Source organism: Paenibacillus sp. CAU 1782, from assembly GCF_054551715.1.
Genome location: NZ_JBTOLL010000020.1, coordinates 67,787 through 93,622, shown reverse-complemented (window position 1 = coordinate 93,622; position 25,836 = coordinate 67,787). Strand labels below are relative to the sequence as shown.

The 25,836-nt window shown below is 48.9% G+C and carries 42 protein-coding genes; 3 read left to right on the top strand and 39 right to left on the bottom strand.

Annotated elements, in window-relative coordinates:
• Window positions 1-264: 264 nt before the first annotated feature.
• On the bottom strand, window positions 265-486 hold the full coding sequence (locus ACX93W_RS24315; protein WP_068679298.1) for a hypothetical protein: 222 nt from the start codon (window positions 484-486) through the stop codon (window positions 265-267).
• Between the two features lie 300 nt (window positions 487-786).
• Window positions 787-1,413 (bottom strand): stage II sporulation protein M, encoded by a 627-nt coding sequence (locus ACX93W_RS24310; protein ID WP_459394961.1) that lies wholly within the window; start codon window positions 1,411-1,413, stop codon window positions 787-789.
• A gap of 133 nt (window positions 1,414-1,546) precedes the next feature.
• On the opposite strand from ACX93W_RS24310, the gene pdaB reads away from it, so the two are divergent.
• On the top strand, window positions 1,547-2,353 hold the full coding sequence (gene pdaB, locus ACX93W_RS24305; protein ID WP_459394960.1) for a polysaccharide deacetylase family sporulation protein PdaB: 807 nt from the start codon (window positions 1,547-1,549) through the stop codon (window positions 2,351-2,353).
• Window positions 2,354-2,364: 11 nt separating this feature from the next.
• Here the strand turns inward: pdaB and ACX93W_RS24300 are convergent, their stop codons facing one another.
• Window positions 2,365-2,988, bottom strand: a complete 624-nt coding sequence (locus tag ACX93W_RS24300) for a KinB-signaling pathway activation protein (protein ID WP_459394959.1) — start codon at window positions 2,986-2,988, stop codon at window positions 2,365-2,367.
• 155 nt (window positions 2,989-3,143) lie between these two features.
• Between ACX93W_RS24300 and gerD the strand changes: the two genes are divergently transcribed.
• Complete coding sequence (gene gerD, locus ACX93W_RS24295) at window positions 3,144-3,836, top strand: spore germination lipoprotein GerD (RefSeq protein ID WP_459394958.1); 693 nt, start codon at window positions 3,144-3,146, stop codon at window positions 3,834-3,836.
• 97 nt (window positions 3,837-3,933) lie between these two features.
• Here gerD and ACX93W_RS24290 read toward each other — a convergent pair whose 3' ends face one another.
• The 6 genes from ACX93W_RS24290 to rplM all read right to left on the bottom strand — a co-directional run bounded on the left by ACX93W_RS24290 (window position 3,934) and on the right by rplM (window position 9,289).
• Entirely contained in the window at window positions 3,934-5,037 is a 1,104-nt protein-coding gene (locus ACX93W_RS24290; RefSeq protein WP_459394957.1) for an Mrp/NBP35 family ATP-binding protein, read from the bottom strand.
• Window positions 5,038-5,198: 161 nt separating this feature from the next.
• Entirely contained in the window at window positions 5,199-6,026 is an 828-nt protein-coding gene (gene cwlD, locus ACX93W_RS24285; RefSeq protein WP_459394963.1) for an N-acetylmuramoyl-L-alanine amidase CwlD, read from the bottom strand.
• 266 nt (window positions 6,027-6,292) lie between these two features.
• Complete coding sequence (gene sat, locus ACX93W_RS24280; RefSeq protein WP_459394956.1) at window positions 6,293-7,459, bottom strand: sulfate adenylyltransferase; 1,167 nt, start codon at window positions 7,457-7,459, stop codon at window positions 6,293-6,295.
• Window positions 7,460-7,478: 19 nt separating this feature from the next.
• Window positions 7,479-8,174 (bottom strand): phosphoadenylyl-sulfate reductase, encoded by a 696-nt coding sequence (locus ACX93W_RS24275; RefSeq protein ID WP_459394955.1) that lies wholly within the window; start codon window positions 8,172-8,174, stop codon window positions 7,479-7,481.
• Window positions 8,175-8,438: 264 nt separating this feature from the next.
• A complete protein-coding gene (rpsI, locus tag ACX93W_RS24270) occupies window positions 8,439-8,831 on the bottom strand; it encodes a 30S ribosomal protein S9 (protein WP_068679314.1) in 393 nt (130 codons plus the stop codon).
• A 20-nt stretch (window positions 8,832-8,851) separates the two neighbouring features.
• Window positions 8,852-9,289: a 50S ribosomal protein L13 gene (rplM, locus tag ACX93W_RS24265; RefSeq protein WP_459394954.1), complete on the bottom strand. Its 438-nt coding sequence runs from the start codon at window positions 9,287-9,289 to the stop codon at window positions 8,852-8,854.
• 383 nt (window positions 9,290-9,672) lie between these two features.
• Between rplM and ACX93W_RS24260 the strand changes: the two genes are divergently transcribed.
• Window positions 9,673-10,707 (top strand): DUF4097 family beta strand repeat-containing protein, encoded by a 1,035-nt coding sequence (locus ACX93W_RS24260; protein WP_459394953.1) that lies wholly within the window; start codon window positions 9,673-9,675, stop codon window positions 10,705-10,707.
• A gap of 63 nt (window positions 10,708-10,770) precedes the next feature.
• Here ACX93W_RS24260 and truA read toward each other — a convergent pair whose 3' ends face one another.
• The 30 genes from truA to rplD form a co-directional block, all read right to left on the bottom strand.
• Window positions 10,771-11,574 carry a tRNA pseudouridine(38-40) synthase TruA gene (gene truA / locus ACX93W_RS24255; RefSeq protein ID WP_459394952.1) on the bottom strand — a complete coding sequence of 268 codons (804 nt, stop codon included), beginning with the start codon at window positions 11,572-11,574 and terminating at the stop codon, window positions 10,771-10,773.
• 103 nt (window positions 11,575-11,677) lie between these two features.
• On the bottom strand, window positions 11,678-12,043 hold the full coding sequence (gene rplQ / locus ACX93W_RS24250; RefSeq protein ID WP_068679320.1) for a 50S ribosomal protein L17: 366 nt from the start codon (window positions 12,041-12,043) through the stop codon (window positions 11,678-11,680).
• A 45-nt stretch (window positions 12,044-12,088) separates the two neighbouring features.
• Window positions 12,089-13,033: a DNA-directed RNA polymerase subunit alpha gene (locus tag ACX93W_RS24245; protein WP_068679322.1), complete on the bottom strand. Its 945-nt coding sequence runs from the start codon at window positions 13,031-13,033 to the stop codon at window positions 12,089-12,091.
• Between the two features lie 126 nt (window positions 13,034-13,159).
• A complete protein-coding gene (gene rpsK / locus ACX93W_RS24240; protein ID WP_116050217.1) occupies window positions 13,160-13,555 on the bottom strand; it encodes a 30S ribosomal protein S11 in 396 nt (131 codons plus the stop codon).
• A gap of 19 nt (window positions 13,556-13,574) precedes the next feature.
• Window positions 13,575-13,943: a 30S ribosomal protein S13 gene (gene rpsM, locus ACX93W_RS24235; RefSeq protein WP_459394951.1), complete on the bottom strand. Its 369-nt coding sequence runs from the start codon at window positions 13,941-13,943 to the stop codon at window positions 13,575-13,577.
• 19 nt (window positions 13,944-13,962) lie between these two features.
• The gene (gene rpmJ, locus ACX93W_RS24230; RefSeq protein WP_003333770.1) at window positions 13,963-14,076 is read right to left on the bottom strand and encodes a 50S ribosomal protein L36; all 114 of its coding nucleotides are present in this window, start codon (window positions 14,074-14,076) and stop codon (window positions 13,963-13,965) included.
• Between the two features lie 48 nt (window positions 14,077-14,124).
• Window positions 14,125-14,340, bottom strand: coding sequence for a translation initiation factor IF-1 (infA, locus tag ACX93W_RS24225; RefSeq protein ID WP_015847200.1), 216 nt, complete (start codon window positions 14,338-14,340; stop codon window positions 14,125-14,127).
• A 3-nt stretch (window positions 14,341-14,343) separates the two neighbouring features.
• Window positions 14,344-14,625, bottom strand: coding sequence for a KOW motif-containing protein (locus ACX93W_RS24220; RefSeq protein ID WP_459394950.1), 282 nt, complete (start codon window positions 14,623-14,625; stop codon window positions 14,344-14,346).
• Window positions 14,626-14,630: 5 nt separating this feature from the next.
• On the bottom strand, window positions 14,631-15,395 hold the full coding sequence (gene map, locus ACX93W_RS24215; RefSeq protein WP_459394949.1) for a type I methionyl aminopeptidase: 765 nt from the start codon (window positions 15,393-15,395) through the stop codon (window positions 14,631-14,633).
• The gene (locus tag ACX93W_RS24210) at window positions 15,395-16,045 is read right to left on the bottom strand and encodes an adenylate kinase (protein ID WP_459394948.1); all 651 of its coding nucleotides are present in this window, start codon (window positions 16,043-16,045) and stop codon (window positions 15,395-15,397) included. The genes map and ACX93W_RS24210 overlap by 1 nt, the downstream gene beginning before the upstream one ends.
• Window positions 16,046-16,137: 92 nt before the next feature.
• Complete coding sequence (gene secY, locus ACX93W_RS24205) at window positions 16,138-17,439, bottom strand: preprotein translocase subunit SecY (RefSeq protein ID WP_459394947.1); 1,302 nt, start codon at window positions 17,437-17,439, stop codon at window positions 16,138-16,140.
• A complete protein-coding gene (rplO, locus tag ACX93W_RS24200; protein WP_459394946.1) occupies window positions 17,440-17,880 on the bottom strand; it encodes a 50S ribosomal protein L15 in 441 nt (146 codons plus the stop codon).
• Window positions 17,881-17,934: 54 nt separating this feature from the next.
• A complete protein-coding gene (rpmD, locus tag ACX93W_RS24195; RefSeq protein WP_459394945.1) occupies window positions 17,935-18,114 on the bottom strand; it encodes a 50S ribosomal protein L30 in 180 nt (59 codons plus the stop codon).
• A gap of 13 nt (window positions 18,115-18,127) precedes the next feature.
• Window positions 18,128-18,625 carry a 30S ribosomal protein S5 gene (gene rpsE / locus ACX93W_RS24190; RefSeq protein WP_459394944.1) on the bottom strand — a complete coding sequence of 166 codons (498 nt, stop codon included), beginning with the start codon at window positions 18,623-18,625 and terminating at the stop codon, window positions 18,128-18,130.
• 25 nt (window positions 18,626-18,650) lie between these two features.
• A complete protein-coding gene (rplR, locus tag ACX93W_RS24185; protein ID WP_459394943.1) occupies window positions 18,651-19,019 on the bottom strand; it encodes a 50S ribosomal protein L18 in 369 nt (122 codons plus the stop codon).
• Between the two features lie 86 nt (window positions 19,020-19,105).
• Complete coding sequence (gene rplF / locus ACX93W_RS24180; protein WP_459394942.1) at window positions 19,106-19,648, bottom strand: 50S ribosomal protein L6; 543 nt, start codon at window positions 19,646-19,648, stop codon at window positions 19,106-19,108.
• A 31-nt stretch (window positions 19,649-19,679) separates the two neighbouring features.
• The gene (rpsH, locus tag ACX93W_RS24175) at window positions 19,680-20,078 is read right to left on the bottom strand and encodes a 30S ribosomal protein S8 (protein ID WP_068679345.1); all 399 of its coding nucleotides are present in this window, start codon (window positions 20,076-20,078) and stop codon (window positions 19,680-19,682) included.
• Window positions 20,079-20,110: 32 nt separating this feature from the next.
• The gene (locus tag ACX93W_RS24170; RefSeq protein WP_013312154.1) at window positions 20,111-20,296 is read right to left on the bottom strand and encodes a type Z 30S ribosomal protein S14; all 186 of its coding nucleotides are present in this window, start codon (window positions 20,294-20,296) and stop codon (window positions 20,111-20,113) included.
• Window positions 20,297-20,322: 26 nt separating this feature from the next.
• Window positions 20,323-20,865, bottom strand: coding sequence for a 50S ribosomal protein L5 (gene rplE / locus ACX93W_RS24165; protein ID WP_068679347.1), 543 nt, complete (start codon window positions 20,863-20,865; stop codon window positions 20,323-20,325).
• Window positions 20,866-20,896: 31 nt separating this feature from the next.
• Window positions 20,897-21,250 (bottom strand): 50S ribosomal protein L24, encoded by a 354-nt coding sequence (rplX, locus tag ACX93W_RS24160; RefSeq protein WP_459394941.1) that lies wholly within the window; start codon window positions 21,248-21,250, stop codon window positions 20,897-20,899.
• 53 nt (window positions 21,251-21,303) lie between these two features.
• A complete protein-coding gene (rplN, locus tag ACX93W_RS24155; RefSeq protein WP_087570318.1) occupies window positions 21,304-21,672 on the bottom strand; it encodes a 50S ribosomal protein L14 in 369 nt (122 codons plus the stop codon).
• 50 nt (window positions 21,673-21,722) lie between these two features.
• A complete protein-coding gene (rpsQ, locus tag ACX93W_RS24150) occupies window positions 21,723-21,986 on the bottom strand; it encodes a 30S ribosomal protein S17 (RefSeq protein WP_068679351.1) in 264 nt (87 codons plus the stop codon).
• Between the two features lie 50 nt (window positions 21,987-22,036).
• On the bottom strand, window positions 22,037-22,237 hold the full coding sequence (gene rpmC, locus ACX93W_RS24145) for a 50S ribosomal protein L29 (protein WP_168123575.1): 201 nt from the start codon (window positions 22,235-22,237) through the stop codon (window positions 22,037-22,039).
• Window positions 22,227-22,661, bottom strand: coding sequence for a 50S ribosomal protein L16 (gene rplP, locus ACX93W_RS24140; RefSeq protein WP_068679355.1), 435 nt, complete (start codon window positions 22,659-22,661; stop codon window positions 22,227-22,229). Before rplP ends, rpmC begins: the two co-directional genes overlap by 11 nt.
• 2 nt (window positions 22,662-22,663) lie before the next feature.
• Window positions 22,664-23,326: a 30S ribosomal protein S3 gene (rpsC, locus tag ACX93W_RS24135; RefSeq protein WP_459394940.1), complete on the bottom strand. Its 663-nt coding sequence runs from the start codon at window positions 23,324-23,326 to the stop codon at window positions 22,664-22,666.
• A 13-nt stretch (window positions 23,327-23,339) separates the two neighbouring features.
• On the bottom strand, window positions 23,340-23,675 hold the full coding sequence (rplV, locus tag ACX93W_RS24130) for a 50S ribosomal protein L22 (protein ID WP_459394939.1): 336 nt from the start codon (window positions 23,673-23,675) through the stop codon (window positions 23,340-23,342).
• A gap of 44 nt (window positions 23,676-23,719) precedes the next feature.
• Entirely contained in the window at window positions 23,720-24,001 is a 282-nt protein-coding gene (gene rpsS, locus ACX93W_RS24125; protein WP_459394938.1) for a 30S ribosomal protein S19, read from the bottom strand.
• A 66-nt stretch (window positions 24,002-24,067) separates the two neighbouring features.
• On the bottom strand, window positions 24,068-24,898 hold the full coding sequence (rplB, locus tag ACX93W_RS24120) for a 50S ribosomal protein L2 (RefSeq protein ID WP_459394937.1): 831 nt from the start codon (window positions 24,896-24,898) through the stop codon (window positions 24,068-24,070).
• Between the two features lie 17 nt (window positions 24,899-24,915).
• Window positions 24,916-25,209 (bottom strand): 50S ribosomal protein L23, encoded by a 294-nt coding sequence (gene rplW / locus ACX93W_RS24115; protein ID WP_459394936.1) that lies wholly within the window; start codon window positions 25,207-25,209, stop codon window positions 24,916-24,918.
• Complete coding sequence (gene rplD, locus ACX93W_RS24110) at window positions 25,209-25,832, bottom strand: 50S ribosomal protein L4 (protein WP_459394935.1); 624 nt, start codon at window positions 25,830-25,832, stop codon at window positions 25,209-25,211. The genes rplW and rplD overlap by 1 nt, the downstream gene beginning before the upstream one ends.
• Window positions 25,833-25,836: the final 4 nt, after the last annotated feature.

Genomic DNA, 25,836 nt, shown 5'->3' with positions numbered 1-25,836 from the left:
GCTCATTACGTGTTGCTTTATCCATTTGATCCCTTGAAGCATTGCTGCTTCTCAAGGAGATTAAACAGGGCAGTTTCACTCGTTGTTCAGTTTTCAAAGAACAAGCTTTTGTTTCGTTTTGTTCCGTGTGTCCCGCATGTCTCAGCGGCGACTTAAATAATATAACACAGGGGTCCATATGAATGCAACCCCTATTTTTCTTTTTTTTATTTTGCCTATTTCGGGCTATATTACTCATCCTCGAAAGGCTTGGATAGTGGTTTGTTATTGATAGGTTTTTGCTTTTAATGCATAGCGCGAAAGCTCCTTTGGAGAAGCGATGCGCGCATACATCCTAAAGACAATTTTGTACCTGCGGGTTATTGCGCTTTTAATGTCTCCATCCAATCTTGAATCATTCAGGTCGAGAAGCATCTCGTCCAACTCCTTGCGCAAAACGTAATCCAGTTCCTTGCACTCCTTGTCGTTAAACAGTATTCCGAGCATAACGTAAGCGGCCTCCTTTGAAAGATGAAGACTAAGGCGGGACTTAAAGCTCCTCAGTAAGCAGGCATTGCCGAATTTTCGTACGCGGCACGGGTCTTTTTCGCAGGACTGCCGGAAGCAAGTAAAGGAAAAAGCACTCAGCTGGGATCGAAAAGGCGAAAATCGTTGCCCTTGAGAGAGTTTTAAGTCAAGCCATTGATTGCGCCTGCAGTCCGCATGGTCTGCAAAAGCGAAAAAGCAGCACCTGCACCAAGGTGTCAGGCACCGCTTTACTGTTATGCTCAAATATTGGAAATATTATTACACCGACATGAGCCACACCGTAACCGTGCTTTCAATTACGGAGGCTACTAGCAATGAAACGATCAGCGCCACAATCATCGCAACCGTTCTCTCCGCGAAAAAACCGAATTCGGCGCCTATCCCCTGCAGCTTGCTTCGTTGAAACAGGAAGCTGCCCGTTCCCCTCAAGGCAAGACTCCCAAACTTCATACCATAGGCACAAGCAATGACAAGGGCTGGAATTTCGATTATGCCGTGCGGCAGCAGCCCTTTTGCAACCATTTCAAGAACAGAGGGCATTTCGGGATTACGGCTAATCAACTCCAGCAAGTAACCAATCAGCAATCCGTTAATGATCAGGAAAGCGACAGGAATGATGCCGAAAAACACGCCCAAATACATGACAAAGATACATTTAATGACGTTATTCAAAAAGATGATGATCATCATCGTTAACGCTGGATTCGCAGAGTTGTCGACCGATTGAACAAGCCTTTGCAGTCCCTCCAGCTGAGAATCCAGAAAATTCGAGAACACGGGATTGCTTGAACCAATAAACACCCCCGCAAAAAAGATAACAAAAGCAACGCCGATATAACCGCGCATCTCCTTGAGATGGCTTGTAAATTTCCCAAACTGCAGCACTGGTCCTCCTCCGATCGTTCGAAATGCAGAGACAAGAGTCATATCTCCGGTGTACGAGCATAGATTGTACTACTAATGCAAAAAGCCCCCGCCTTCTGTACAAGGCGAGCTTGAAGAGAGGAGAGGCTTTTCCATGAATTTGTTTTATGTGCTGAATGGAAAAAAGCTCAAAAAGTATTTTTTTATCGCAATCGCCCTGGTGTTCTCCATTGGAATCATTTATGCCGAACGTGATAATATCACGGTATTTGCGCCGCAACAACCCGCTGCTATTTATAGCGTTCCCACCGATAAAAAGGTTGTCGCCTTGACCTTTGACATCAGTTGGGGAGACAAACGGGCGGAGCCGATCCTTGAAGTGCTGAAAGAAAAAAATGTAACGCAAGCAACCTTCTTTCTTTCCGCGCCATGGGGTCAATCGCATCCCGATCTGGTGAACAAAATCAAAGATGCCGGCTTTGAGATCGGAAGCCATGGCCACAAGCACGATTTCTACACCAAAATGACGGATGAGGAAATTCGCAAACAAATCTCAACCGCGCACACCATATTAAGCGGCATTACGGGTCAGGAGCCCAATCTTATCAGAATGCCCAACGGCGATTTTGACAAAAGGGTTCTGCGCATAGCGGAAGAATTGCAGTACAAGGTTATTCAATGGGACACCGATTCGCTGGACTGGATGAATATCGGGACGGATAAAATCATCAATCGCGTCGTGACGCGAAGCCATCCCGGCGATATTATTTTGCTCCATGCCAGCGACACCGTTCTGCAAACCCATGAGGCTCTGCCCGCCATCATCGATCAGCTTCGGGACAAAGGATACGATTTCGTTAACGTGTCCCAGCTTATTTCGCAAAGCGACGCTTCCGGAAAAACGGTGCAAAGCGACAATCCAGCACCTCTAAAAGAGGATCTCAGAGCATCCGGTTTCTAATATTGGGCGCTTTAAACGGCTGATTTTGCAGGAATAGCTGCGGAGTCGGCCGTTTCCTTTTTGAGCAGGCGGTGCATCATCATATTTTGGTAGGCATTGCAGAGGAATAACGGAACCATCATAAACACAATAGCCGCTACATTAGTCTCTCCTTGCAGAGCCGGCCATGCTTCAATAAACGTCACAACAAACAACAGAAACATCGTTGGGACAAAAGCGCTCTGATTCGTTTGTTTAACCTTAAGCCAGGTAAACAAAAGCGAAGCCGCCAGCAAAATGATCGGCACTACCCAGAAAAACCAGCCGTTCGTCCGGTCCTCATATAGGACGTAACCCAAACCAAAAGCGGCAAAAAACGTGGTATAGCCCTGCAAGGCGTTCCACAAATATTTTTTACGGAATACGCTGAGCGCGATATAGTTAAGCGTCAAATAAGCAAAAAAGCCCATTTGGCTGAATGCTCCGATCATCAGGCCCGATATGCCCATCATCAAGGCATTAAAGCCGGTTGCTTCAAAACCGAGAAAACCGAATTCCTGATTCGTTAACAGCATGATGGAGCCGCATAAAATACAGACCAAGGCGCCAACCGCCATCGTGCTCCAGAACAGAAAAAACCATTTGCGCAGTGTCACTTCCATGTCCCCCCGAACGTTTTGGCTTTATTTTACCATGATCACAGCAAAAAGCTATGCCTAACCCTGATAAATCATTGCGCGCTGCACATAATAAGGATGATCGTCGGACCAAGACATCAAGCAAGCGCATGGATACGGAAGGGAGCCATATTATGACCAAAAAATGGACTTTATGGCCGTCACTATTGGCAATGCTGTTGATCATGACAAGCTGCGGCTCCGAATCATCCGGAGCGGCGTCTCAAGGACTCAGCTACAAGGATATGAAATCCATGGTGATTGACATCCTGAAGACGGAGGACGCCCAAAAAGCGCTGCAGGAATCGGCGGAGCAAATGTCGGGTTACAGCGCGCAATCCTCCAAGCTGCTGTCGGTTTCGGATCAAGAGGAAGTGCGGGTTGCGGTCAAGGATGTCATTAGCTCTCCGGATTATGATAAAGTAATCAAAAAGCTGATGACGGACACCCGATTCGCCGGCGAATTCGCCAAGTCGGTCAATAAAGAAAACAAAACGATTCATAAGGAATTGATGAAAGACCCTCAATACCAGGCCGAGTTAGTCAAAACAATGAAAACGCCGGAGATGGAGAAGCTCATTCTGGAAGTGCTCAAAAGCGCGCAATATCGCAAAGAAGTGATGTCGCTGATGCAGGAATCGATGCAGAATCCATTATTCCGCCTGGAAGTGCTGGATCTGATGAAGGCTGCCGTCAAGGAAGAGCTGCAAACCAAACCCAACGAAAAGGTGCAAAAGTCGGGCGACGAGGAGCAGCAGGGTCAAGACCAGGGCCAGGACGACCAGCAAAGCCAGGACGATCAAAGCCAAAACGACCAGCAAAGTTAAGGACTGTAAAGCAAAAAGAGCCTTCAATACCACTTTGATCGACGTGGTTTTGAAGGTTCTTTTGTATGGGTTAGGATGCTTTTAATCTAGGAAGCCTTTATTTGACTGAAGGCTCCTGACAACGGCTCAACACGCTTTCGGCAAGCTCCATATAAAGCTGTCCCGTCTCGCTATCCTCTTTGTAGACGGATGGCGAAAAATCAGGCTCGGAAATATGGTTGTCCGGCGCGCCAAGCGGAATTTGCGCCAACAGATCGCAATGCAGCGTTTCTGCCAGCCTGCCGCCGCCGCCTCTGCCGAACACATATTCCTTGTCGCCGGATTTGGAGACATAATAGGACATGTTTTCGACAACGCCCAGAATTTCATGCTCGGTCTTGATGGCCATGGCGCCCGCTCTTGCCGCAACAAAAGCGGCCGTCGCATGGGGAGTCGTTACAATGATTTCTTTGCTATGGGGAATGATCTGATGGACATCCAGCGCAACGTCTCCAGTGCCCGGAGGCAGATCCAGCAGCATGTAGTCCAGCTCGCCCCAAGCGATTTCCTGGAAAAAGTTGCGGATCATTTTGCCCAGCATCGGGCCGCGCCATACGATCGGGCTGTTGTCCTCGACAAAAAAGCCCATTGAAATGACTTTAACGCCAAAACGCTCGATCGGAATAATCCGTTCGCCGATGATTTCCGGCGTTTCTTCGATGCCCATCATGTCGGGCACGCTGAAGCCGTAGATGTCCGCGTCGATGATGCCGACGCGTTTGCCCTTGCGGGCCAGGGCGACCGCCAAGTTAACGGTCACCGTGGACTTGCCTACGCCGCCTTTTCCACTGGCGACGGCGATAAAGGTTGTCCCGCTGTCGGACAGCAGCGGGCTCTCCAGATCGGCCCCGTGGCCTTGAACGGGGCCCGGTTCTGCGGCGTCTGCGCGCTGCGCCGCTGCTTCCGGCGGCGACTGCGTTGCGCCGCCGGCTGGCGCCGCCTCGTCCCGAAACCGGCAATGCACGGTTTCGACGCCGAGCGGCGCCAGGGCCGCGCGGAGCGCGGCCTCAAGCGCGGGCTGCACAGCCGCGCTTGCGTCAAGAACCGTCAGCGATACTTGACGGTTCCTGACCATGACGTCGCGGAAGGTGATTCCTTCCGCTGTATAGTCTTCAGCCATCGCCGATTGGATGGCTTCTATTGCAGATTCACGTGTCAACATATTGCCGCGTCCCACCTTTTTCGAAATATAAGCTTGCATAAGCTGCACGTCATGCATATTTACTCTATGACATCGCGAAGCGTTGCTTTTGTCGTTCAAGAACAGCGATGCCGTTTACGCTTGGATGACTGCGTTTTCACCATCCATTATAGCACACGTTGTCAGCTTTCCCCATTATGCAGCTGAAGCCGCTCTTCTGCCCCTCCGCTAAGCTTCTCCCCCGACAAATAACGAAGGATCCCCTGGTAAACCGAAGCCGCTACCTTTCGCTGATAGTTGGCATCAGCAAGCCTTGCAGCTTCATCCGGGTTTGACAGGAATCCAACCTCGACCAATGCAGTCGGTATTTTGTCCACGGCCTTCATTAAGTAAACATCGTTTTTGACCGCCGCTACCCGATTGGTATTTTCCAGGTTCTTTCTAATCTCTTCCTGTATGAGCGCGGCCAGCTGCCGGTTCCCGGCATGCCGGGAGGAATGGTAAAACGTTTGTGCGCCGGACCATTTGTCGGAGGGGATGCTGTTCATATGAATGCTGACGAACAACGAAGCATCGCTGGTTTGGATCACATTTGCCCTTCGTTTCAGGTCTTCCGTCTTTCGTTTGCTGTAGGCGTTGGCATCTCCTGACGCCAGATCATAGTCGCCTTCCCGGGTCATCACGACGACCGCGCCGCCCTGTTGCAGGTAATCCCTCAAATACAGCGCAATCGCAAGATTCAAATCTTTTTCAATAACGCCCGATTTGCTGACCGCCCCACCGTCCGCTCCCCCATGTCCGGCATCTATCGCTATGGTTGTGCCCGAAAGCGGCATGCTCCAATAAGACCAGGCTTGACCTGCAGACGGTTCCGATTGCCGCAATAACAAGACGATAACAAACGCAATCAAAATACCCAAAACGATACGAAGCCACCCTGAAGGCGTCAACCAAACCACCACACGCCGAAACGGGGAGCGCGTTTCCCTCCGCAGCTTTCCAACGGTCATTCCTGAAGCCGGCGTATGGCTGATGTCGGCATTATTTGATTCGGCCCTTTTCGTTGGGTTTGCCAATTTCGTCATAACAAAAAACCACCTCGATTTCCGCAATAGGAATAGGCGCCGTTTTGCGCTCTGAGCAGAAGGACAGGTCCTCCGCGCTCATTCCTATTTATATGGGACGAGGTGGTTAATTATGTGTTGGCTTAGCTTGCTCATTGAGGCAACGTTAGCTGCCCGTAAGTCGCTATGACCCTAAAAGGTTGCCTAACCCTTTAGCCGACGGGCTGCTCCGACATGCCTTCGATCAGAATTTTGGCAACTTCTGGTCGCGAGAACTCCGGAGGAGGACATACGCCGTCACGCAGCAGCGCTCTGACTTTGGTGCCGGACAAGGTCAGATGATGCTCCTTGTCATGCGGACACGTTTTGGTTGTAGCCATATTGCCGCAAGATTTACAGAAAAAGCTATGTTCAAAATAAAGCGGAGTAATGCCCAAATCTTCAGCAGGAATGCTTTTGAGCAGCTCCTGCGCTTCATAAGTGCCGTAATAATCGCCAACGCCGGCATGATCGCGTCCAACAATAAAGTGCGTACAGCCATAGTTTTTGCGAACCAACGCATGGAAAATGGCTTCACGCGGACCCGCATACCGCATTGCTGCCGGAAATACGCCCAAGAAGACGCGATTGGAGGGATAATAGTTTTCCAGCAGAGCCAGATAACTCTTCATCCGCACATTCGCAGGTACATCGTCGGACTTCGTTTCGCCAACCAGCGGATTCAGGAACAACGCATCCACAATCTCCATTGCCGTCTTCTGGATATATTCATGCGCGCGGTGCACCGGGTTACGCGTCTGAAAGCCAACAACGCTCTTCCAGCCTTTTTCGGCAAAGATGCGGCGGGTTTCCGCCGGGTCAAAATAAAACTCCTGGAATTTCTCCGGCTGCGGACGATTCAACACCGTAATGTCGCCGCCTACATAAGTCGCGGAACGCTCCAGCAGCTTTTTAACGCCGGGATGCTCAAGATCATCCGTCTTGAATACGTTAACTGCTTCGTGCTTTTGATCCACAGTGTAGATGCTTTGCACGTCCAGAATGCCATAAGTCACTCCGTCTTCGCCTACCAGCGACGCCCGTGTTCCAGTCTTTAATTGAGCCGCTTTGGCAGAATCAACGGAAAGGGTGATCGGAATGCTCCATACTGTCCCGTTCGACAACCTCATGTTGTTTACAACGGAGTGGTAGTCTTCTTCATTCAGAAAACCGGTAAGCGGCGAAAACGCGCCTACGCCGATCAAATCCAAATCCGAAACTGTCCATGCGTTAATAACGATTGCAGGCAAGCCCTGTGCTTCCTTTAGCAATTCTTCACGTTTTGCGCCTTCGGCAATCCGGTTAACCAGTGTGCCGCCATGAGGTAGTATTTGACTCATAATGGTTAGAAGCCTCCTGTTATTTGTGCAATCCGCATTCCGTTTTTTCTTGGCCGGACCAACGTCCCGCTCTTGGGTCTTCGCCCGGCATAACCTGTCTGGTGCAATATTCGCAGCCTATGCTTGGATAATAGTTGTCATGCAAAGGGTTGTAAACAACATTGTTTTCACGAATGTAATTCCATACATCTTCGCTGGTCCATCCGGCAATTGGATTAAACTTCACCAGACCGAATTTGACATCATACTCAATTTTTTTGGAATTAGCCCGAGTCGGCGCCTGATCACGGCGAATGCCGGTAATCCATGCTTCGTATTTGGACAAAATTTTGGTCAATGGTTGAACCTTACGGATATTGCAGCATTGGTTAGCGTCGGTTTTCCACAACTCTTCACCATATTGCGCTGCCTGCTCCTCAGGTGTAATTTCGGGTTTAACCTCCACAAAAGGAATACCGGGATAACGTTCTGCAAGCTTGTCGCGCGTCTCATAGGTTTCCTTGAAGTGAAAGTCTGTATCCAGATAGAAAATATCTGTTTTGGGGCTGATTTTTTGCAGCATATCAACAAGCACAACATCCTCTGCGCCGAAGCTGCAAGCAAAGGTAATGTTAGGGAATGTTTCTACCGCAAACGCAATTATTTCTTCCGGAGAAGCCGTTTCCAGTTCTACCGCCTTCTGCGCAATCAATGCTTCCTTCTCAAAAAGATTCATAGTATGCAACCTCCGTAGTAATTCCTAGTGAATTAGTCTGTATTGATTATTATACGCGCTTTATCCCGTCAGATCAACGAAAACTTTTCACCATTTTGAAAACAAGTCGAGAATCTCTCTCAATAACGAGCCCACCCTTACCTCGCCAAACAATTCGGCCGGCTGCCGCTAAGAGGTTCAGGTTAACCCTTACCAAGATGTTTCGGACAAAATAAAAAGCCCCTGGCCAAAAGGCCAAGGGCTGATCCTTGTACACAAGGAATATTAACGTTTCGAGAACTGTGGAGCGCGACGAGCGGCTTTCAAGCCGTATTTCTTACGCTCTTTCATACGTGGGTCGCGAGTCAAGAAACCTGCACGTTTCAGAGCAGGACGGAATTCAGGGTCTGCTTTCAGCAGAGCACGGGAAATACCGTGACGGATAGCGCCGGCTTGACCGGAGATGCCTCCGCCGTTCGCGATTACCAATACATCGTATTTGGACAATGTATCAGTAAGGTTAAGCGGTTGTTTAACGATCAGCTTGAGAGTTTCCAATCCGAAATATTCATTCAGATCGCGTTTGTTAACAATGATTCGTCCTTCACCTGGCACGAGACGTACACGTGCAACAGAGTGTTTACGACGACCGGTTCCATAGTATTGCACTTGAGCCATGAAACGTGTCCTCCTCTTTATTACCCGCGAAGCTCGTAAACTTCAGGGTTTTGTGCTTGATGTGGATGTTCCGCACCTGCGTAGACTTTCAATTTAAGCTTCATTTTGTTGCCAAGACGGTTTTTAGGCAGCATACCGTGAACAGCGAATTCAATTACGCGCTCAGGGTGCTTTTTCAGCATTTCATGCGCGGGAGTAACTTTCAGACCGCCTGGGTGCATGGAATGGCGGTAGTAGTTCTTGTCGGCAAGTTTGTTGCCTGTCAGAACGATTTTCTCAGCATTGATTACGACAACGAAATCGCCCGTGTCGATGTGCGGCGTAAATTGCGGTTTGTGTTTGCCGCGGATCAGGCTTGCAGCTTCGCTTGCAAGACGTCCGAGCGTTTTGCCTTCCGCATCAATGACAAACCATTTGCGTTCAACTTCATTTGGCTTGGCCATATAGGTGTTACCCATGGATGATCCTCCTTCAATCTCTTGCATTGATCTTTTTATAACAACGTAAACGTTGGTTCAATTGTCATGTTTGGTATTGCTTTTGCGGCCATTCTTAGTCGGGGCTGTGGGAGAGCCACTAAGAAAGCACAAGTTATATATTACTATAATTCGTGCCCAGAAGCAAGGCCTTATTTCCTCTAATGTCTTCTTTTTTATGCTAAACTAACATCATCCTGATCCTTTTTCATTATCATGCAAATTGTCCCTCATACTAGCCCTAAGTCCAGTATGCAATTAAGTCATCGGACCGTTCCAATTAGACATCCCATATTGGTAAAATAATGCCATGAGATGTATACGACCTTGCCGTGCAAGCAATGGAAGCTAAGGAGAGAAGAACAATGAAATTCAGAACATTTATCGGCCTGCTGCTTGTGATCGTCGGAGTGGCCGGAGTTGCATTAGTTTACTTAGACAGAGGAAATGATAACGTGCTTGCCCGACTCGATAATATTACGGACCGTCTCCTGGAAGAAGTGAATCTGGAGAAAAGCAGCGAAATCGACAACATCAAGGATATTGTCATTGATACCAGCGGTACTAACGTAACGCTTGTTAAAGGAAGTCAGTCCCAAGCTATTGCTACCTTAAAAGGAAAGGCTACACCCAACATTGCCAAAAAGATTAATCTGGAAGTCCTTCGTTCCGGCGACAAACTAATCATTGAAATTGAACAAAAGGGCTGGTCCTTTGGTGTAAACTGGATGAACGAAGGTCTGCGGGTCGAATTGCCGGAGGCTGTATGGAACAACGTAACCATTGAAACCGGCAGCGGCAATGTCAACATTGATGAATTGCATGCTGAACAGCTTGTTATCGACACCGGAAGCGGCAATTTGTCCTTAAACGCCCTTGAATTGAAAGATCTCGAGCTCGACAGCGGTTCCGGAAACGTGAAGATGCAAGATACCCGGACAAAGGAACTGACAGCAAAAGTGAGCAGCGGAAACATGAAAATAAACAATGTGATTGGAGACACCGTGGAATTGAAGCTTGGCAGCGGAAATCTTGAAATCGAAGGATATACTGCAGAAACGCTAAAATTCGAGATCAGCAGCGGAAATGCCAAGCTTATTGACGGACGCGCAAAGGTTGACGGCAAATCATCATCCGGCAATATAACGCTGAAAGCCGAAAACCTGTTTTTTGATACGACTCTTAAAGCCTCCAGCGGCCGTGTAGTAGTTGCTTTGGAGAACGATCCCGAATCCCTGGCGGTAGAATATAAAGGTGGATCTGGCGTCGGCTCCATTAAAAAGGATGGTTTCACCTACAATCACAAAAGCAGCGAGCGAGATTCCATTGATGCCGTTATTGGTTCCGGCAACATTAAGCTTAACGTAACTACCGGCTCCGGAAACTTTACTCTGGAATAAGTCGCTACCTGTCTTGTATAAAATAATCATGAAAAAAGCGCCGTTTGCTCATAAACGGCGCTTTTATTCATCCTGCTCGTCGAAATCCCCGTCATCGTCCGGCATGTCGGGCGGCAGCGGTTCTCCGTACTCCCCATATTCAACGTCGACCAGCATTAAGCCATGGGGCATTGCCGTAGGACCGGCCAGTGCTCTTGAACGACCTTCCAGTATTGCTCCCATCTCTTCAGGCTTCCGTTTGCCCTCGCCTATCTGCAGCAAGGTTCCCATAATCACCCTTACCATGTTGTAAAGGAATCCATTGCCTGTAATCGTCATATGGATTGCTTGGCCCTCTTGCACAAGCTCTGCTTCGTAGATCGTGCGGATATGATGAGGTTTGGTCGAACGGATAGACGTGTATGAAGTAAAATCATGACGTCCGATCACATAACCCAGCCCTTCCTTCATCGCATCAAAATTTAACGGTGTAGGATGATGAAAACGGTAGGCTCTTTGAAATACATCCGGAAACTTTCCGATATCGATGGAATACCGGTACGTTTTTCGTTTAGCAGAACGTCTGGCATGAAAACCGTCAGGCACATCCCATACATCCAAAATAATAATATCTTTGGGCAGCCTCGTATTCAGCGCAATTGCCCAGCGTTCCGTCGGGATAGATGAAGCGGTATGAAAATTAAAAATCTGTCCCCTAGCATGAACGCCTGCATCCGTTCTTCCGGAAGCTGTTATGATAATGGATTCGCCTGTCAGATGTTTGATTGCATGCTCGATTTCAACCTGCACAGTACGGCCGTAGGGCTGTGATTGAAAGCCGTTAAAGGCCGTCCCGTCATAGCTGACTTTGACGCATATATTCCGCATTTCATCCCCCTGCTCCTGTATGGGTTCACTCATTCGGCTTTTATTTCACTTAAAGGGGTAATAAAAAAAGGTGGCCGCATGGGTCCACCCTTTCTATCAATCATTAACCGCGGTCAACCAGTTCCAGGTAAACCATAGGCGCGGAATCACCGCGACGTGGACCCAGCTTCAGGATGCGCGTGTAACCGCCAGCACGCTCCGAATAACGTGTAGCCAGTTCAGAGAACAGCTTTTGGATAGCGTCTTTTTCACCGTCAACCGTCTCGCGGCGCACGTATGCAGCAACTTGACGACGAGCGTGAAGATCGCCTTTTTTCGCCTTCGTGATCAGTTTCTCAGCGATCGAGCGAACTTCTTTGGCTTTAGCCTCAGTCGTTTGAATACGCTCGTACAGGAACAGATCCGTTACGAGATCGCGGAACAAGGCTTTACGAGCGCTTGCGTCACGACCCAATTTTTGATATGCCATTTTGTTTTCCCCTCCCTTGCTGAGTGGTCTGAGCTTGCTGTACCGCTACTCTTCCATGCGTAAGCCGAGACCCAGCTCTTCAAGCTTCTCTTGAACTTCCTCAAGCGACTTGCGGCCCAGGTTGCGAACCTTCATCATGTCCTCTTCGGATTTCGTGATCAGCTCTTGCACGGTATTAATACCGGCACGCTTCAAGCAGTTGTATGAACGCACAGACAGATCCAGTTCCTCGATAGTCATCTCCAGAACTTTCTCTTTTTTGTCTTCTTCTTTTTCAACCATGATTTCGGCATCTTTGGCTTCATCCGTCAACCCGACGAACAAGTCCAGGTGCTCGGTCAATATTTTAGCGCCGAGGCTTACTGCCTCTTCAGGGCGAATACTTCCATCCGTCCATACTTCAAGCGTCAGCTTGTCATAGTTAGTGACTTGGCCAACGCGTGTGTTTTCCACGCTGTAATTAACACGAGTAATGGGCGTGTAAATCGAATCAACGGGAATGACGCCAATCGGTTGATCATCGCTCTTGTTCCGGTCCGCTTGCACGTAACCGCGCCCGCGATTAGCAAAAATCCTCATATGAAGACGCGCTCCGGAGGCCAAGGTCGCAATGTGAAGATCAGGGCTCAATATCTCGACATCGCTATCAGCTCGAATATCGCCCGCTGTGATGTTTCCTTCGCCTTCCGCATCAATTTCCAGCACCTTTTCTTCATCGGAGTGGATTTTCAACGACAGGCCTTTCAGGTTCAGAATGATTTCCGTAACGTCTTCAATCACTCCTGGAACCGTCGAAAACTCATGCAGCACCCCATCGATTTGTACCGATGTTACAGCCGCGCCTGGCAAAGACGACAACAGAATCCGGCGAAGCGAATTTCCAAGCGTCGTACCGTATCCGCGTTCCAGCGGCTCGACTACGAAACGTCCGTAGGTTCCTGCATCGTTCAGCTCTACGGTTTCGATTTTCGGCTTTTCGATCTCAATCACTAATAGTACCCTCCTTCAAACGTCGCTCCGTTACCTGTACCTTCATTTTGCCAAATCTCGTAGTATGCCAAACCTTCACAACCATTATTCACAAGTTGCAGTTATTTGATACCACCGCAGATCGGACTATACGCGACGACGTTTAGGCGGACGGCATCCGTTATGCGGAACTGGGGTTACATCCTTAATGAGGTTAACTTCCAATCCAGCTGCCTGAAGCGAGCGAATTGCTGCTTCACGGCCGGCGCCAGGTCCTTTAACCATAACTTCGACTGTTCTCATGCCATGCTCCATTGCTGCTTTAGCTGCAGATTCAGCAGCCATTTGAGCAGCAAAAGGCGTGCTCTTACGGGAGCCCTTGAATCCAAGGTTGCCGGAGCTTGCCCAGGAGATTGCATTGCCGTGAGGATCCGTGATCGTAACAATCGTGTTATTGAATGTTGAACGGATGTGAGCCACACCGCTGTCAATGTTTTTCCGGTCGCGACGTTTTGTGCGAACGACTTTTTTAGGTTTAGCCATTGTCCATTATCCTCCCTTCTTATTTCTTCTTGTTCGCTACAGTCCGACGAGGACCTTTGCGTGTGCGTGCGTTTGTTTTCGTACGTTGACCACGAACTGGAAGTCCGCGACGGTGACGCAAGCCACGGTAGCAGCCGATCTCAGTTAGACGTTTGATGTTAAGGGAAATTTCGCGACGCAGGTCGCCTTCCACTTTAACCGATTTGTCGATGGCTTCGCGCAGACGAGCCAGCTCATCTTCCGTCAGGTCGCGAACGCGAGTGTCAGGGTTGACCTCGGTTGCTACCAGCAGTTTTTGAGAAGTCGTTTTGCCGATACCGAAAATATACGTCAGGGCGATTTCAACGCGCTTGTCGCGCGGAATATCTACACCAGCTATACGTGCCATGGGCTATATGTCCCTCCTTTTATCCTTGTTTTTGTTTGTGTTTCGGATTTTCACAAATCACCATAACGTTGCCTTTGCGACGAATAACCTTGCATTTTTCGCAAATGGGCTTAACCGAAGGTCTAACCTTCATTGTGATTACCTCCCGAATCTTTCGCAAAGCCGACCGCTACATAGCGGACTACTTCCGATAGGTGATGCGCCCTCTCGATAAATCGTAAGGCGATAACTGTATAACCACTTTATCTCCTGTCAGAATGCGAATAAAGTGCATTCTGAGTTTGCCGGAGACATGGGCGAGAATTTGATGACCGTTCTCCAGCTCCACCTTGAACATGGCATTTGGCAACGGCTCGATTACCGTGCCTTCGACCTCAATGACGTCTTCCTTAGCCAACCGTCATTCTCCTTTCGCATGCGCAAACTTCTGAATCACATAACGCAACTTGGCGTTGGTCACCCTGCCCGTTTCTTGCAAGCTGCTTGTTACTTCTTGACTAATGGCAGGCTGTAACTGAAGATGAAGAACGTTTTTTCTTTTTGGCGAGTCGAAACGCCGCTTGTCGCCATCCACAATCAGGACGAAACGTTCATCCAATATGTCGATAATGACTGCATAGCTGTCTTCGTCTTTGCCTCTAAGCACTTTGACGAACTGACCAATCTGGGGACGAGCATCCATCGCTTCTAGCCTTCCGTTTGCTGCGGCAGAATGGTCAATATTTCAAAGCCGTCTTCGGTTACGGCTACTGTATGCTCGAAATGAGCGCACCATGAGCCGTCTTGTGTTACGACTGTCCAATTGTCCTCAAGCGTCCGGACATACCGTTCTCCGATATTGACCATTGGCTCGATAGCAAGCACCATACCCGGCTTTAGCCGCGGCCCTCTGTCCGGGATACCATAGTTCGGTATTTGCGGCTCTTCGTGCAGATCCGCGCCGATTCCGTGCCCTACGTATTCCCGTACTACCGAAAAGCCTGCTGCTTCAATTACCTTCTGGATGGCGTGCGATATACTATACAGCCGAATATCAGGTTTGACGAGCGCAAGACCCGCATAAAGCGACTCCTCCGTTACGTCCAGCAGCCGCTGAACTTCATCCGATACCTTCCCGACCGCATAGGTCCAGGCGGAATCGCCATGATAGCCTTCGTACTGGGCGCCGATATCAATGCTGATAATATCGCCTTCGTTCAACTTGCGCGACCCGGGGAAACCATGCACCAACTCGTCATTGACCGATGCGCATACGCTGGATGGAAAGCCGTTGTAACCTTTAAAGGAGGGAATCGCACCTTGGCTTCTAATAAACTTCTCAGCAATGGCGTCCAGCTCGCCGGTTGTAACACCAGGTTTCACTGCAGCTGCCATTAGCCGATGAGTTTCGGCCACAATACGTCCGGCTTCTCTCATTAATCGCAGTTCCGTTTCGGATTTGCAAATAATCATTACAACGTACCTTTCAAGCGGGCGGCAATTTCGGAGGTAACGACATCGATATCCTTCTCGCCGTCTACTTCGCGCAACAGGCCTTTACCGCTGTAGTAGTCCAGCAGGGGAGCTGTCTTGGATGTGTATTCATCCAGACGAGTGCCAACTTTCTCTTCCGTATCGTCGGAGCGTTGGTACAGCTCTCCTCCATCCTTGTCGCAGATGCCTTCGACTTTTGGAGGGTTGAACAAAACATGGTAAGTCGTTCCGCAAGTTTTGCAGATGCGTCTGCCCGTCAGGCGAGCAAGCAGCAAGCTGCGGTCAACCTTCAGATTGACGACATGGTCAATGCCTCGTCCCAGCTCCGCGAGCATAGCGTCAAGCGCTTCGGCTTGCTGCAATGTACGGGGAAAACCGTCCAGAAGAAAACCCTTCTTGCAGTCATCCAGCGCCAGACGTTCTTTGACGATGCCGTTTGTAATTTCATCCGGAACAAGCAGTCCTTGATCCACATATTCCTTGGCTTTCAAGCCAAGCGGTGTGCCTTCCTTCATAGCAAGACGGAATGCATCGCCGGTAGAGATATGGGGAATGCCGAATTGCTCCACGATCCGTTCAGCTTGAGTGCCCTTGCCGGCTCCCGGAGGGCCCATGAATAAAATGTTCATTACCGTGTTCCTCGCTTTAAACACAATAGGCCCGTTCGGGCACCGCGACATCAAGCAGTCTTGGGTGCGGCAGCCCGCTTTCGAACCCATTGTTATTTATTGATAAACCCTTTGTAATGGCGTTTGATCAACTGGCTCTCGATTTGCTTCATCGTGTCAAGCGCAACGCCAACAACGATCAGCAATGAAGTGCCGCCAAGCTGCACAGATTGCGGTAGGCCGGCCAAAGAACCGAAGAATACCGGAAGGATGGAGATTGCCGCCAGGAAAACCGCACCCGTCAGCGTGATACGCGTCATAACGCGAGTCAAGTAAGCGGATGTTGGCTTGCCAGGACGAATGCCGGGAATGTACCCGCCATTTTTCTTCATCTGATCCGCCATTTGTACCGGATTAATCTGTACGAATGTGTAGAAGAAGGTGAAGAAGATAATCAGAATGACATACAGCACCATGCCAAGCGGCTGAGTGTAGTTCATATTGTTGATAATCCAATTCGCCCAAGTTTGTCCTTGCCAGAAGTTCGCAATCGTAACCGGGAACATGATCAGGGATACCGCGAAGATAACGGGGATAACGCCTGCGCCGTTAACTTTCATCGGGATATGCGTCGATTGTCCGCCGTACATTTTCCGTCCAACTACACGTTTAGCGTATTGAACTGGAATTTTGCGAATACCTTGCTGGATAAAGATTACTCCGACGATAATCGCGATAATCGCAATCAGAATCAGAAGCATCTTAGCAATATTCAGGAACAATTGATCAGCTGCGCCTACAAATTCTTGCTCGTAGATTGTCATGATATGGCCAGGAATACCAGCCACGATGGCAGCAAAGATCAGAATTGAGATGCCGTTACCGATGCCGCGTTCCGTAATTTGCTCGCCGAGCCACATCAGGAATGCAGTACCGGCGGTCAAAATAATGGCGATTACGACATAATCGGCAAATGTTGCGTTTGGAATCATTTCCAGCGAGTACAAGCGGTTAAATCCGATGGCCGTAGCAAAACCTTGCACCAGACCAAGAATGACCGTACCGTAACGGGTAATCTGAGCCAGCTTGCGCTTGCCGTTTTCGCCTTCTTTAGCCCATTCTGCAAACTTCGGAATAACGTCCATCGACAACAGCTGCACGATAATGGAAGCCGTAATGTATGGGGTAATCCCGATTGCAAAAATGGAGAACTGGAACAAGGCGCCGCCGGAGAAGGTGTTCAACAAACCAAACAAATCCGCACCCAAAGCATCATTGTTCTTGAGAATTTCTTTGTCAACGCCCGGTACCGGAATAAACGCTCCGATACGATAAATGAATAGAATGAAAAGCGTAAACAAGATCCTTGTTCTCAGATCCGTCACTTTCCAAATGTTGGACAAGGTTTTGAACAATTAGATCACCTCGGTTTTACCGCCGGCAGCCTGGATTTTCTCTACCGCAGATTGAGAGAACTTATTCGCTTTGACAGTGAGTCCTACTTTTAGTTCGCCGTTACCCAATACTTTAATGCCGGCCAGAGGATTTTTGATGATCCCTTGCTCGAGCAGAAGAGCTGGAGTAACTTCAGTACCTGCTTCAAAGCTGTTCAGAGTCTCAATGTTGACGATCGCATATTCGGTACGGAAAGGGTTGTTGAAGCCGCGTTTAGGAACACGACGGTACAACGGGTTTTGTCCACCCTCAAAGCCAGGACGAACACCGCCGCCGGAGCGTGCGTTTTGACCTTTATGACCTTTACCGGCCGTTTTGCCGTTACCGGAGCCGATACCGCGACCCTTGCGCTTAGGCTCTTGGGTAGAACCTGGTGCTGGTGCTAACTCGTGCAATTTCATGTGTGCACCTCCTTGTTTATCTCTTAAGTAAAGCAAGCCCGTTTAGAGCCTTATTTAAACTTCTTCAACTTTAACCAAATGACTAACGGCGTTGGCCATGCCGCGAATCGCCGGGCTGTCGTTCTGAACGACCGATTGACGAATTTTGCGAAGACCAAGCGCTTCAACAGTCGCGCGTTGCTTCTCGTTACGGCCGATCAAGCTGCGAACGAGGGTGATTTGCAATTTTGCCATCGTTTGTCCCTCCTTAACCCAAAAGCTCTTCGACGGTTTTGCCGCGCAGCTTTGCTACGTCTTCCGCACGTTTCAAACGGGAAAGACCTTCCAGCGTTGCGTTCACCATGTTCAGTGAATTCGAAGAACCAAGAGATTTCGTTAAAATGTCGCCTACACCAGCCAGTTCAAGAACTGCGCGGACAGGACCACCAGCGATAACGCCAGTACCTTCAGAAGCAGGCTTCAGAAGAACTTCGCCAGCGCCAAAGTGTCCCAGAACAAGGTGAGGAATCGTTGTTCCTACGAGTGGCACCTGGATCAGGTTTTTCTTAGCGTCTTCAATGCCTTTGCGAATCGCGTCCGGCACTTCGCCCGCTTTACCGATGCCTGCGCCAACGTAGCCTTTGCCGTCGCCGACGACTACAAGTGCGCTAAAGCTGAAGCGGCGTCCGCCTTTAACAACCTTAGCAACACGATTGATATGAACAACTTTTTCAGTTAGTTCTAACGTATTAGGATCTACACGCAAGTCGTTTAACCTCCTTATTGAGTGATTAGAAGTTCAGGCCTGCTTCGCGAGCTGCTGTTGCCAGCGCCTGAATTCTGCCATGGTACAAATATCCGCCGCGGTCAAACACGACGTCAGTAACTCCTTGAGCCTTAGCGCGGTTAGCGATCAGCTCGCCAACTTTGCTTGCCGCTTCAACGTTGCCGCCGTTTCCGATGGAAGCTGCCAGTTCTTTGTCTTTAGTGGACGCGGAAGCCAGCGTTACGCCTGCAACATCATCAATCAGCTGAGCATAGATATGCTTGGAGGAACGGAATACAGACAGACGCGGACGTGCTGCCGAACCGTTAATTTTTTTACGAACACGAAGGTGTCTTTTCAGACGGGCCTTGTTTTTGTCGCCTTTTGTAATCATGCCGATTCACTCCTTTCTTTAAACCTTAGGAAGCTATTGGATGAAACGAGTCCGGATTTCTCCGACCGGCTTCATTGAAGTTTAGCTTACTTTTTCTTACCAGCTTTACCTTCTTTGCGGATGATGCGCTCGCCTTCGTACTTGATGCCTTTGCCTTTATACGGCTCAGGTTCACGTACAGCACGGATTTGAGCAGCAACAGCACCTACGCGTTCCTTGTCGATGCCGCGAACGGTAATTTTAGTGTTAACCGGCACATCGAACTCGATGTTAGCCTCGGGAGCAATCTCAACCGGGTGAGAGTAACCCACGTTCAGAACTACTTTATCACCGGATTTGCTGGCGCGGTAACCAACACCAACCAATTCCAGGTTTCTAGTAAATCCATCGGTAACACCTGTCACCATGTTCGCAACGAGGCTGCGCGTAGTACCATGCAGAGAGCGGTGCAATTTATTATCGGAAGGACGCTCGATCAGAATCTCGGCTTCGCTTACGTTGATCTTCATGTCTTTATGAAGCTCGCGGGACAGCGTACCTTTTGGTCCTTTTACAGTAATAACGGTATTGTCCAAGCTAACGTTAACGCCGGCAGGGACAACGATTGGTTTACGACCAATACGGGACATTGTTACACCTCCTGTCTTTCTGACTTATTAATTACCAAACGTAGCAGACAACTTCGCCGCCGGATTTAACTTGACGTGCTTCTTTGTCCGTCATAACGCCTTTGGACGTGGAAATAATCGCGATTCCCAGTCCGCCCAAAACGCGCGGAATTTCAGTCGCTTGCGTGTAAACGCGCAGGCCTGGCTTCGAGATACGTTTCAGACCAGTGATAACGCGCTCTTGGTTAGGGCCGTATTTCAAGAAGATACGGATAATCCCTTGTTTGTTGTCCTCGATATATTCAGCGTCGCGGATAAAACCCTCGCGCTTCAAGATTTCAGCAATTTGCTTCTTCACTTTCGAAGCTGGCAATTCCACTGTTTCGTGACGAACGACATTCGCGTTGCGAATACGTGTCAGCATATCTGCAATCGGATCAGACATAACCATTTATGTGAACCTCCTTCCCGAACTTAAGCTTATTACCAGCTTGCTTTTTTAACGCCAGGAATCTGGCCCTTGTATGCTAATTCGCGGAAACAAATCCGGCAAATTTTAAACTTTTGCAGAACAGAGTGCGGACGGCCGCAACGCTCACAGCGCGTATATGCGCGCACTTTGAATTTCGGTGTGCGTTGTTGCTTCACTTTCATCGAAGTTTTTGCCACTGGGTATTACACCTCCTAGAAGTGGATTACTTCGCAAACGGCATGCCCAATTGGGTCAGCAGCTCACGAGATTCTTCGTCCGTTTTTGCCGTCGTGACGATGACGATGTCCATACCGCGTACTTTATCAACTTTATCGTACTCGATTTCCGGGAAAATCAGCTGTTCTTTAAGACCAAGCGTGTAGTTTCCACGTCCATCAAATGCTTTGGTCGATACACCGCGGAAGTCACGAACGCGTGGCAACGAGATATTGAACAACTTGTCAAGGAAGTGATACATGCGCTCGCCGCGCAGCGTCACTTTAACCCCGATCGGCATATTCTCACGAAGCTTGAAGCCAGCGATAGATTTCTTTGCACGAGTGACAACCGGTTTTTGACCGGAAATGATACGAAGCTCTTCAACAGCAACATCCAGAATTTTGGAGTTGGAAACTGCTTCGCCAACACCCATGTTGATTACGACTTTCTCAATTTTCGGCACTTGCATAACCGAAGTATAGTTGAACTTCTGCATCAACGCAGGAGTGATTTCGTTAAGAAAACGACCTTTCATTCTTGCTGTCATTGATCATGGACCTCCTTTCCTACCTAAACAATTAGTCAATCACTTCTCCGGAGCGTTTAGCGATCCGGACTTTTTTGCCGTTGTCCAGCACTTTGTATCCGATACGCGTTACTTTACCGCTTTTCGGATCGATGTGCATGACGTTGGACACATGGATCGGAGCTTCCTGCTCGATGATTCCGCCTTGCGGATTGGCTTGGGAAGGGCGGCTATGCTTCTTCACCATATTAACGCCTTCTACAAGAACGCGGTTTTCGCGCGGATAAGCTGCGATGACACGGCCTTTTTTACCTTTATCTTTACCTGTGATGACGATGACGTTGTCATCCTTCTTCACATGCAGTTTGTTGTTATGGGATTCCAATACTTTTTTAAGCCTTGGCATTTGTTACACCTCCTGCTCGCTAAGCTTTCGGGCATTTATCTGTCTTGCATCAATTAGATTACTTCAGGCGCAAGCGATACGATTTTCATGAAGTCCTTGTCGCGAAGTTCGCGAGCAACTGGTCCGAAGATACGAGTGCCACGTGGGCTCTTGTCTTCCTTCACGATTACCGCTGCATTTTCGTCAAATGCGATGTAAGAACCGTCTTTACGACGAACCGAACGTTTTGTACGAACGATAACGGCCTTAACAACATCACCCTTTTTGACAACGCCGCCTGGTGTTGCTTGTTTGACGGAACAAACGATCAGATCGCCGATGTGGCCAACGCGACGGCCAGTGCCGCCCAAAACGCGGATACACATCAATTCCTTAGCGCCGGAGTTGTCGGCAACTCTCAAACGTGTAAATGGTTGGATCATTTTAGCGTCCTCCTTTCAGCAAAAAAATGCTTCGGTCACTCATACGCTCATTAGAGAACAACAGCAACTTCTACGACTTCAACCAGTCTGAAGCGCTTGTCTTTGGATAGTGGACGAGTCTCCATGATTTTTACGGTGTCGCCGATTTTGGCTTGGTTGTTTTCATCATGCGCTTTGTACTTTTTCGTGTACTTAATGCGTTTATGGTACAAATCATGTTTTTTGTAAGTTTCTACAGCCACCACGATTGTTTTATCCATTTTGTCGCTTACGACTTTGCCGATTTGAACTTTGCGGGCATTGCGTTCGCTCATGTTCTTCCTCCTTCCTTCATCCGTGATCGTACTTTATGCAAGGATACCGATTAGCTGCTGATTCCGAGTTCTCTTTCACGCAAAACGGTTTTAGCACGAGCTATTTCCTTACGCACGTCACGAATCCGAGTCGGGTTGTCCAGTTGGCCAGTAGCCAATTGGAAACGAAGGTTGAACAGCTCTTCTTTAAAACCGGCAACTTGTTGTTCAATCTCAGCAGAGGTTAGGTTGCGAAATTCACTAGCCTTCATTTGCTTCACCACCCACTTCTTCGCGTTTCACGAACTTGGTCTTGACAGGCAGTTTGTGAGCCGCAAGACGCATGGCTTCGCGCGCTACTTCTTCAGGTACGCCAGCCAGCTCGAACATGATTTTGCCCGGCTTAACAACGGCTACCCATTTTTCAACGTTACCTTTACCGCTACCCATCCGCACTTCGAGAGGCTTTTGAGTGATTGGTTTGTCAGGGAAAATTTTGATCCAAACTTTACCGCCCCGTTTGATGTAACGAGTCATGGCAATACGAGCCGCTTCGATTTGGCGGTTCGTAATCCAGGACGGCTCAAGTGCTTGAAGACCGTATTCGCCGAAAGCAACAGTAGTGCCGCCTTTCGCGCGACCTTTCATGTTACCGCGTTGTTGTTTGCGGTGTTTTACACGTTTTGGTACCAACATGATTAGTTGCCTCCTTCCTGGGGAGCTTTCTTCTTCGTCGGAAGGACTTCGCCACGGTAGATCCATACTTTTACGCCGATACGGCCGTAAGTAGTATGAGCTTCAGCAGTGCCATAGTCGATGTCGGCACGCAATGTATGAAGCGGTACCGTTCCTTCGCTATAACCTTCTGAACGTGCGATTTCCGCACCGCCAAGACGTCCGCTAACAGCGGTTTTAATCCCTTTGGCGCCAGCGCGCATAGAACGTTGAATTGCTTGTTTCAGTGCGCGACGGAACGAAACACGACGCTCCAATTGTTGTGCGATGCTTTCAGCTACCAAGATAGCGTCCAGATCGGCTTGTTTGATTTCAGAGATATTGATGTGAACCTTTTTGCCTTTAGTGATTTTGCCCAGTTCCGTACGAAGGTTTTCAACTTCGGAACCGCCTTTACCGATAACCATGCCTGGTTTAGCGGTTTGAATCGTTACGTTTACGCGGTTAGCGGCACGCTCGATTTCAATATGGGAAACAGCTGCTTCTTTCAGCTTGTTCTTCAGGTATTCACGGATTTTTACATCTTCCAGAAGAAGATCGCCAAAGTCTTTGCCAGCGTACCATTTGGATTCCCAATCACGGATAATCCCGACACGAAGGCCGACTGGATTTACCTTTTGACCCACACGTTATCCCTCCTTATTTTTCAGATACCACCAAGGTGATGTGGCTGGTTCTTTTGTTGATCCGGCTTGCACGACCCATCGCGCGAGGACGGAAACGTTTCATTGTTGGCCCCTGGTTAGCGAACACCTGAGTAACAACCAGCTTGTTGACGTCCAACTGATAGTTATGCTCGGCATTAGCAATCGCAGAGTTCAGCAGCTTCTCGATAATCGGGGAAGCAGATTTTGGCGTGTGACGCAGAATTGCGATCGCTTCGCCCACTTGCTTGCCGCGAATCAAGTCCGCTACGAGCTGCGCTTTACGAGGCGCGATGCGTACGAAATTAGCGTGCGCTTTAGCTTCTGGCATGTGAGAACCTCCTCTCGTTCATTGCAAATGATAAAGGGCACCGATTAACGTCTGCCCGTTTTTTTGTCATCGCTGGCATGGCCTTTGTAAGTACGCGTAGGCGCGAACTCGCCAAATTTGTGTCCAACCATGTCCTCTGTCACATAAACCGGCACGTGTTTGCGACCATCATAAACCGCGATTGTGTGACCGATGAATTGTGGGAAAATCGTCGAACGACGGGACCATGTTTTAATAACAACCTTTTTGCTGGTTTCGTTCAGATCCTCAACCTTTTTCAACAGATGACCGTCGATAAAAGGACCTTTTTTCAAACTGCGACCCATGTGTGTTCCTCCCTTCACGTAAGCGCTGGCGTGAGACGAGCTCACGCGGACTTAATCAAGCTGACTTTATTTCGTGCGACGACGAATAATGTATTGGCTCGATGCTTTTTTCTTCTTGCGTGTTTTGTAACCGAGAGTCGGTTTGCCCCATGGGGACAGAGGCGACTTGCGTCCGATTGGAGCGCGGCCTTCACCACCACCGTGTGGGTGATCGTTCGGGTTCATTACTACGCCGCGAACTTCAGGACGTTTGCCCAACCAACGGGAACGGCCGGCTTTACCGATTTTCACGAGTTCGTGATCTTCGTTGCCAACAGAACCGATTGTTGCACGGCAAGTGTTCAGAATGCGACGAACTTCGCCAGAGCTCAGACGGATCGAAACATAGTTTTCTTCTTTACCCAGCAATTGAGCTTCTGTACCAGCTGCGCGAACCAATTGGCCGCCTTTGCCCGGTTTCAACTCAATGTTGTGGATAATCGTACCAACAGGGATATTTTTAAGCGGCAAAGCGTTGCCGATTTTGATATCCGATTCAGGTCCGGAAACAACTTGATCGCCGACTTTAAGACCTTTAGGCGCGATGATGTAAGCTTTAGCGCCGTCCACGTAGTGGATAAGAGCGATGTTGGAGGTACGGTTCGGATCGTATTCGATCGTTGCCACGTTGCCAACAATACCGTCTTTGGTACGTTTGAAGTCGATGATACGATATTTACGTTTATGTCCGCCGCCATGGTGACGAACTGTAATTTTACCTTGGTTGTTGCGGCCTGCTTTTTTGAACAAAGGAGCCAGCAACGATTTCTCCGGTGTGCTTGTCGTAATTTCTTCAAATGTCGAAACGGACATGTGACGACGCGCAGGAGATGTCGGTTTGTACTTTTTGATTGGCACTTGGTTTCCCTCCTTTTCTAAACAGACGTTTCAAAGAACTCAAGTTCTTTGCTGTCATCGCTCAGTTGAACGATTGCTTTTTTCCAGTCAGGTCTGTAGCCGCTATGTTTGCCATAGCGTTTTGGCTTACCTGCAACACGCATTGTGTTCACGCTGGTTACTTTAACGCCAAAAATTTGTTCTACAGCTTGTTTGATTTCCGTTTTGTTCGCACGAAGATCAACTTCAAACACGTAACGTTTGACAGCCATGTAATCGCTCGTACGTTCTGTAATAACTGGGCGCTTGATAATATCGCGAGGGTTTTTCATTACGCAAACACCTCCTGTACTTTCTCAACCGCTTCTTTGGTAATGATCAGCTTGTCATACACAAGCACATCGCGAACATTGATGCCGTCAGCAGCGACGAACTTCACGCCGGGGATGTTGCGTGCGGACAATGCCACATTATCCTCGTAGTTGGCTGTAACAACCAAAGCTTTACGATCGGCTTTCAGGTTGTTCAGAATGTTTTTGAATTCTTTCGTTTTAGGAGCTGCAAATGTCAGCTGATCCAAAACGATGATGTTTTCGGCAATTACTTTAGAAGAAAGAGCCGATTTGATTGCAAGACGGCGAACCTTCTTAGGAAGCTTGAAGCCGTACGAGCGTGGCGTTGGACCAAATACAGTACCGCCGCCAACCCATTGCGGGGAGCGAATGCTGCCTTGACGAGCGCGGCCAGTGCCTTTTTGTTTCCAAGGCTTGCGACCGCCGCCGCGTACTTCGGAGCGACCTTTCGTTTTGTGCGATCCTTGACGCTCTGCAGCTTGCTGCAGAATGACTGCGCTGTGCATAACATGAGTATTAGGCTGAATACCGAATACGCTATCCGCCAGTTCCAATTCGCCAACTTGCGAACCGCTCACATTAAATACTGTTACTTTTGGCATTTCG

Excerpts from the sequence above, each read along its gene's own strand:
- ACX93W_RS24315 (WP_068679298.1), bottom strand. The coding sequence starts at position 486 with ATGCTCGGAATACTGTTTAACGACAAGGAGTGCAAGGAACTGGATTAC.
- pdaB (WP_459394960.1), top strand. The coding sequence starts at position 1,547 with ATGAATTTGTTTTATGTGCTGAATGGAAAAAAGCTCAAAAAGTATTTT.
- gerD (WP_459394958.1), top strand. The coding sequence starts at position 3,144 with ATGACCAAAAAATGGACTTTATGGCCGTCACTATTGGCAATGCTGTTG.
- ACX93W_RS24290 (WP_459394957.1), bottom strand. The coding sequence starts at position 5,037 with ATGTTGACACGTGAATCTGCAATAGAAGCCATCCAATCGGCGATGGCT.
- cwlD (WP_459394963.1), bottom strand. The coding sequence starts at position 6,026 with ATGACCGTTGGAAAGCTGCGGAGGGAAACGCGCTCCCCGTTTCGGCGT.
- sat (WP_459394956.1), bottom strand. The coding sequence starts at position 7,459 with ATGAGTCAAATACTACCTCATGGCGGCACACTGGTTAACCGGATTGCC.
- ACX93W_RS24275 (WP_459394955.1), bottom strand. The coding sequence starts at position 8,174 with ATGAATCTTTTTGAGAAGGAAGCATTGATTGCGCAGAAGGCGGTAGAA.
- rpsI (WP_068679314.1), bottom strand. The coding sequence starts at position 8,831 with ATGGCTCAAGTGCAATACTATGGAACCGGTCGTCGTAAACACTCTGTT.
- rplM (WP_459394954.1), bottom strand. The coding sequence starts at position 9,289 with ATGGGTAACACCTATATGGCCAAGCCAAATGAAGTTGAACGCAAATGG.
- ACX93W_RS24260 (WP_459394953.1), top strand. The coding sequence starts at position 9,673 with ATGAAATTCAGAACATTTATCGGCCTGCTGCTTGTGATCGTCGGAGTG.
- truA (WP_459394952.1), bottom strand. The coding sequence starts at position 11,574 with ATGCGGAATATATGCGTCAAAGTCAGCTATGACGGGACGGCCTTTAAC.
- rplQ (WP_068679320.1), bottom strand. The coding sequence starts at position 12,043 with ATGGCATATCAAAAATTGGGTCGTGACGCAAGCGCTCGTAAAGCCTTG.
- rpsK (WP_116050217.1), bottom strand. The coding sequence starts at position 13,555 with ATGGCTAAACCTAAAAAAGTCGTTCGCACAAAACGTCGCGACCGGAAA.
- rpsM (WP_459394951.1), bottom strand. The coding sequence starts at position 13,943 with ATGGCACGTATAGCTGGTGTAGATATTCCGCGCGACAAGCGCGTTGAA.
- rpmJ (WP_003333770.1), bottom strand. The coding sequence starts at position 14,076 with ATGAAGGTTAGACCTTCGGTTAAGCCCATTTGCGAAAAATGCAAGGTT.
- ACX93W_RS24220 (WP_459394950.1), bottom strand. The coding sequence starts at position 14,625 with ATGGATGCTCGTCCCCAGATTGGTCAGTTCGTCAAAGTGCTTAGAGGC.
- map (WP_459394949.1), bottom strand. The coding sequence starts at position 15,395 with ATGATTATTTGCAAATCCGAAACGGAACTGCGATTAATGAGAGAAGCC.
- ACX93W_RS24210 (WP_459394948.1), bottom strand. The coding sequence starts at position 16,045 with ATGAACATTTTATTCATGGGCCCTCCGGGAGCCGGCAAGGGCACTCAA.
- rplO (WP_459394946.1), bottom strand. The coding sequence starts at position 17,880 with ATGAAATTGCACGAGTTAGCACCAGCACCAGGTTCTACCCAAGAGCCT.
- rpmD (WP_459394945.1), bottom strand. The coding sequence starts at position 18,114 with ATGGCAAAATTGCAAATCACCCTCGTTCGCAGCTTGATCGGCCGTAAC.
- rplR (WP_459394943.1), bottom strand. The coding sequence starts at position 19,019 with ATGATTACAAAAGGCGACAAAAACAAGGCCCGTCTGAAAAGACACCTT.
- rplF (WP_459394942.1), bottom strand. The coding sequence starts at position 19,648 with ATGTCCCGTATTGGTCGTAAACCAATCGTTGTCCCTGCCGGCGTTAAC.
- rpsH (WP_068679345.1), bottom strand. The coding sequence starts at position 20,078 with ATGGTTATGTCTGATCCGATTGCAGATATGCTGACACGTATTCGCAAC.
- rplE (WP_068679347.1), bottom strand. The coding sequence starts at position 20,865 with ATGACAGCAAGAATGAAAGGTCGTTTTCTTAACGAAATCACTCCTGCG.
- rplX (WP_459394941.1), bottom strand. The coding sequence starts at position 21,250 with ATGCCAAGGCTTAAAAAAGTATTGGAATCCCATAACAACAAACTGCAT.
- rplN (WP_087570318.1), bottom strand. The coding sequence starts at position 21,672 with ATGATCCAACCATTTACACGTTTGAGAGTTGCCGACAACTCCGGCGCT.
- rpsQ (WP_068679351.1), bottom strand. The coding sequence starts at position 21,986 with ATGAGCGAACGCAATGCCCGCAAAGTTCAAATCGGCAAAGTCGTAAGC.
- rpmC (WP_168123575.1), bottom strand. The coding sequence starts at position 22,237 with ATGAAGGCTAGTGAATTTCGCAACCTAACCTCTGCTGAGATTGAACAA.
- rplP (WP_068679355.1), bottom strand. The coding sequence starts at position 22,661 with ATGTTGGTACCAAAACGTGTAAAACACCGCAAACAACAACGCGGTAAC.
- rplV (WP_459394939.1), bottom strand. The coding sequence starts at position 23,675 with ATGCCAGAAGCTAAAGCGCACGCTAATTTCGTACGCATCGCGCCTCGT.
- rpsS (WP_459394938.1), bottom strand. The coding sequence starts at position 24,001 with ATGGGTCGCAGTTTGAAAAAAGGTCCTTTTATCGACGGTCATCTGTTG.
- rplW (WP_459394936.1), bottom strand. The coding sequence starts at position 25,209 with ATGAAAAACCCTCGCGATATTATCAAGCGCCCAGTTATTACAGAACGT.
- rplD (WP_459394935.1), bottom strand. The coding sequence starts at position 25,832 with ATGCCAAAAGTAACAGTATTTAATGTGAGCGGTTCGCAAGTTGGCGAA.